Source organism: Caballeronia sp. M23-90 (assembly GCF_053574605.1).
In genome coordinates, this window is record NZ_JBSIPA010001019.1 from 1 (window position 1) to 295 (window position 295).

The following is a 295-nucleotide window of genomic DNA, read 5'->3' on the forward strand; positions in this document are numbered from 1 at the left end:
GGAAAGCGATCCGATGACCTGATTGCCCGCAGCGGAAATATCGAAACCGGCGCCGGAAGCTGCCGTGTTCACCGTCCCCGTCGATGACAAACTGCCGCCCGCGCCCAAGCTCAGCGTGCCGTCCTTGGTCGTCGTGCCGCCGGACGTAACCGTGCTTCCCGCCGCGCCGGAAAGCGATCCGATGACCTGATTGCCCGCAGCGGAAATATCGAAACCGGCGCCGGAAGCTGCCGTGTTCACCGTCCCCGTCGATGACAAACTGCCGCCCGCGCCCAAGCTCAGCGTGCCGTCCTTG

At 65.4% G+C, this 295-nt stretch carries 1 protein-coding gene; it reads right to left on the bottom strand.

The annotated features are described in order from the left end of the window. Window positions 1–295, bottom strand: a 295-nt coding sequence (locus tag ACRXB1_RS37605) for a hypothetical protein (RefSeq protein ID WP_449494964.1), incomplete at both ends; no start/stop codon positions are given.